The organism is Desertibacillus haloalkaliphilus (assembly GCF_019039105.1).
Classification (GTDB): Bacteria; Bacillota; Bacilli; order Bacillales; family KJ1-10-99; genus Desertibacillus; species Desertibacillus haloalkaliphilus.
The window spans coordinates 1-331 of sequence record NZ_JAHPIV010000587.1 but is presented as its reverse complement, the minus strand read 5'-3'; the positions used below and the strand labels follow the sequence as shown (position 1 = coordinate 331).

The following is a 331-nucleotide window of genomic DNA, read 5'->3' as shown; positions in this document are numbered from 1 at the left end:
AAGGGAAAGAAAGAGGAAGAGAGAGGGGAAGGAAAGAGAAAAGAGGGGGGAGGGAAAAGGAGAGAGGGAGAGAAAAAGGAGGAAAAAAAGAGAGAGGGAAGGGGAGGGGGGGAGAAGAGGGGGAGAAAGAGGAAAGGAGAAGGAGAGAAGGAAGAGAAAAAAAGGAAGAGAAAAGAGGGAAAAAAAAAGGGAAAGAGAAGAAAAGAGAAAGAGAGGAGAAGAGGAGAGGGGGAGGGGGGGGAAGGAAGGGGGAAGAGAGAGAGGGAAAGGAGGGAGAGAAGAGGAGGGGAGGAAAAAAGAGAGGAAAAAAGAAAAAGAGAAGGAAGGGAAG

1 protein-coding gene is annotated in these 331 nt (G+C 48.6%); it reads left to right on the top strand.

The genetic code is table 11. The features are described 5' to 3' along the window. Positions 1-331: hypothetical protein (locus KH400_RS30435; protein ID WP_217228720.1), on the top strand; the 331-nt coding region annotated here is incomplete at both ends.